This is a genomic window from Bacteroides cellulosilyticus DSM 14838, from assembly GCF_000158035.1.
In the GTDB taxonomy this organism is placed as follows: domain Bacteria; phylum Bacteroidota; class Bacteroidia; order Bacteroidales; family Bacteroidaceae; genus Bacteroides; species Bacteroides cellulosilyticus.
Genome location: NZ_EQ973488.1, coordinates 115,247 through 118,333, shown reverse-complemented (window position 1 = coordinate 118,333; position 3,087 = coordinate 115,247). Strand labels below are relative to the sequence as shown.

The window sequence follows — 3,087 nt, the reverse complement described above, 5'->3', positions numbered from 1 at the left end:
TTAGAATTATCCTTTACAGAGGATGATTCTTACCTTGAGTCTTTAATAGAGGCAGGAGAAGAGAATGTTGCGAAGGACCTGTGTGTAACAGTTAAAGAACTTGAAACTATAGGTGGTGGCTCCAGGATTCCTGCGCCTCTTCGTCATGCTATTCTACTTACAATTGGGGCTTTTTACAGCAACCGGGAAAGTGTAACCAACGCCAGGCTTCAGGAGCTTCCTCGGGGAGTTAAATATCTGACAGAACTTTACCGAAACTACAGTCTATGATAAGAGCCGGATCACTGAAAGAGACTTTAATTTTCGAGGCGTTGACAAAAGAGAAGACGCCTTCAGGAGCCATTAGCAAGGAATACAAAGAAGTATTCCGGTGCAGGGCTTACCGAAAGAAACAGTCCATCATAACCGGGGATGAGAATGCAAAGGAACAGTTTATCGGGCAGATGACCGTGATGTTGGTTCGTAAATATCCTCAGATAAATTATAATTGTCGCGTAAAGTGGGCTGAATGCACCTGGGAAATTAAAATGATTGAACCTCGTGATAACGAACTTACCTTAACCCTTAAAAAGTTGAATACATGATTCAGGCTTCCATTGTTGATAAAGATAGTATCCTATACCTTGTTCGCAATCTTGAGAATTTCGAGAAGGACAAGGCCATCAAGAGCGGTCTTCGTTCTGCTGTTAATATTTTCCGCGTAAAGGGTAGAAGTAATCTTCGGACAAGGCTATTGCATCACGGCAAGCAGACTAATCACCTGATGAACTCTTTCACTAATCGTGTAAAACGGAACAAACTCGGTGCCTTGTCTGGTTTTGACCGTCCGGGAGGTAACCATTCCCATCTAGTGGATAGAGGAACTAAAAGGCGTTATACAAAGTCTGGGGCTTATCGTGGAATTATGCCCGGTAACCGTTTTTGGACAGATACAGAAAAAACGGAAGAAGCCAAAGCTTTGCAGGCTGTTTATGAGGGTACACAAAAGGCTGTTCAACGAATAAATTCTCGTAGATAATGGACATGTTCAAGATAACAACGGAAGTAAGAACAATTTTACTGGATGAACCCGGGATTGTATCACTGGTAGATGATAGAATTTTCCCTGTTATTGCTCCGGAAAATACAAAGGGAGATTTCATAACTTATCAACGCGATGGATACAAACAAATATATACAAAAATGGGAGTTGTCGACCAAATTCCTTATGTAAATGTCGCTGTGGTATCAGGTGATTATAACCGTAGTCAAGAGCTTGCTTCTTTAATTTATGACACTTTATCCGGTGAATTCTCTAATCCGGACATGTATATACAACTTGAAGACTCTACGGAGGACTTCATTGATAACAAATTTATTCAAGTATTACAATTTTCAATTAAACAGCAATAATTATGGCAGACAAGAAATTAGATTCAAGCAAAGACATCCATAGAGGTGAACTTATGCTTTTTATCGGGGAAGACCCGGTAGCATTCGGATCAAGCGCAGGTCTTGATATTAGTACTGAAGAACTGGACATCTCTAACAAGATGATGGGTAACTGGTCTGGTTCCCTGGCAGGGAAGATGAGTTTTACTATTTCCAGTGAATCACTCTTGACACGTAAGGAAGGCGCATTGAGCTTTGACACCTTGCTTGCGAAGCAGATAGCGGGTGATCCTCTTGACTTCTTCTTTGGTAGTGCGAAAGCATCCGATCAGGATAACTTCGGCGGCACTTTTGAAAAAGACGACAAGCAGGTCAATTATACGGGAAAAGTGATTATCACTTCTTTGTCCATCAAATCGGATAACGGGCAGATTGTTTCGGTGAGCGCGTCTTTTAAAGGTGTGGGAGCTTTGACTCCGATAGAACCGGTTGCAGCGTGACACTGAGAATTCGTTAACAAATGCATAAGGCGGTCCTATGATGGCCGCCTTTTTTAATATGAATGAATAATGGACTTGAGCATATTTATCTTTTGTGCAGGTGTTGCACTTTTAATTTTAGTTCTTATTGCTGTGTGCGATGTGAGTGTGGAAGGTCATAAAAGACCTGCCCCGCCTCGCATTCCTTGCCCGCCCAAATTGATCATGGCACCGGGAATGAAATACCAACGTCTTACCATTAAGGCAATCATACGCTGGGAACAGCTACGGGAAAAATCCTTTTCGCAGATAGATTACACGGATAAAGAAGATGTGGAATCTTTGCTTTATGTCATGTATATCACCAGCGATAAGTCCAGGTATACATTTGAAGTATTCCGGCAAGTGCTGATAGACGAAAGGTTTATGAATGCCATGTCTTCCGATTTAGGAAAGATCATGGAAGTCGTGGCCCAATTTCAAAGAAAGATAACCACATCTGATGTCGGTAATTCCGAGGGTAGCCTTGAAAACATAGGTAAAATAGTTTCTACTTTGATAATGGCGGGCCTGGATGCTCATTATGCTTTGAATGAAATGGAGTTGTGCGATCTGCCTCTTTATCTGGAAGCTTATGAGAGAAAACGTAAGGAAGAAATGGAAAGTTCCCGCATGTGGACGTACTTCGCTATGCTGCCTCATATTGATGCAAGGAAGATGAAAAATGGTGCCCGGGATTTGATAATATTTCCCTGGGAAGAAGAAGAGATGAGAAAAGAAGCTGAACGGGCTATCAGGGAAGACGCGGCCCGGTTTGAAGAATTTATGAAAACTAAAAAAACAGATTATTATGGCGGGTAAATTATCGTTCAGTATAGCAATCAATTTGCTTACTGAAAATTTTAAGAAAGGGGCAAGTAAGGTTCAGTCCATGTTTGCCAAGATGAAAGGTAGCGTGCTTGGCTTTGCTGCTGTTCTGGGCATAGGCGGTGCAAGTCTCCGTGGTTTCATAGAGACTACCGCAGGTTTTGAGGCGGCCGTTAGTAAGTTGTCTGCCATACTTGGCACGACACCGGATCAGATAAAAGCATTGACCGACAATGCAAAGAAACTGGGTGAAACCACCAAGTATACAGCGGCGGAAGCTACCAACCTACAAACAGAGCTTGCAAAGTTGGGCTTTACGAAAAATGAGATATTATCGGCTACGGAATCCGTCCTGAAGTTTGCACAAGCT

At 42.2% G+C, this 3,087-nt stretch carries 7 protein-coding genes; all 7 read left to right on the top strand.

What is annotated here, in order from left to right:
- Positions 1 to 270: head-tail connector protein (locus BACCELL_RS01760; RefSeq protein ID WP_007209779.1), on the top strand; the 270-nt coding region annotated here is incomplete at its 5' end.
- Positions 267 to 584, top strand: a complete 318-nt coding sequence (locus BACCELL_RS01755; RefSeq protein WP_007209778.1) for a phage head completion protein — start codon at positions 267 to 269, stop codon at positions 582 to 584. The genes BACCELL_RS01760 and BACCELL_RS01755, both read left to right, overlap by 4 nt.
- Positions 581 to 1,018 (top strand): hypothetical protein, encoded by a 438-nt coding sequence (locus BACCELL_RS01750; RefSeq protein WP_007209777.1) that lies wholly within the window; start codon positions 581 to 583, stop codon positions 1,016 to 1,018. The genes BACCELL_RS01755 and BACCELL_RS01750 overlap by 4 nt, the downstream gene beginning before the upstream one ends.
- Before the next feature lie 5 nt (positions 1,019 to 1,023).
- Positions 1,024 to 1,392, top strand: a complete 369-nt coding sequence (locus BACCELL_RS01745) for a DUF3168 domain-containing protein (protein ID WP_242577667.1) — start codon at positions 1,024 to 1,026, stop codon at positions 1,390 to 1,392.
- Between the two features lie 2 nt (positions 1,393 to 1,394).
- Positions 1,395 to 1,871 (top strand): phage tail tube protein, encoded by a 477-nt coding sequence (locus tag BACCELL_RS01740; RefSeq protein WP_007209775.1) that lies wholly within the window; start codon positions 1,395 to 1,397, stop codon positions 1,869 to 1,871.
- Between the two features lie 69 nt (positions 1,872 to 1,940).
- On the top strand, positions 1,941 to 2,711 hold the full coding sequence (locus BACCELL_RS01735) for a hypothetical protein (RefSeq protein ID WP_007209774.1): 771 nt from the start codon (positions 1,941 to 1,943) through the stop codon (positions 2,709 to 2,711).
- A partial coding sequence (locus BACCELL_RS01730; RefSeq protein ID WP_007209773.1) for a phage tail tape measure protein occupies positions 2,701 to 3,087 on the top strand: 387 nt, incomplete at its 3' end. The genes BACCELL_RS01735 and BACCELL_RS01730, both read left to right, overlap by 11 nt.

What these genes read in the sequence shown, in the direction of transcription:
- BACCELL_RS01755 (WP_007209778.1), top strand. Translation starts at nt 267, where the DNA reads ATGATAAGAGCCGGATCACTGAAAGAGACTTTAATTTTCGAGGCGTTG.
- BACCELL_RS01745 (WP_242577667.1), top strand. Translation starts at nt 1,024, where the DNA reads ATGTTCAAGATAACAACGGAAGTAAGAACAATTTTACTGGATGAACCC.
- BACCELL_RS01750 (WP_007209777.1), top strand. Translation starts at nt 581, where the DNA reads ATGATTCAGGCTTCCATTGTTGATAAAGATAGTATCCTATACCTTGTT.
- BACCELL_RS01735 (WP_007209774.1), top strand. Translation starts at nt 1,941, where the DNA reads ATGGACTTGAGCATATTTATCTTTTGTGCAGGTGTTGCACTTTTAATT.
- BACCELL_RS01740 (WP_007209775.1), top strand. Translation starts at nt 1,395, where the DNA reads ATGGCAGACAAGAAATTAGATTCAAGCAAAGACATCCATAGAGGTGAA.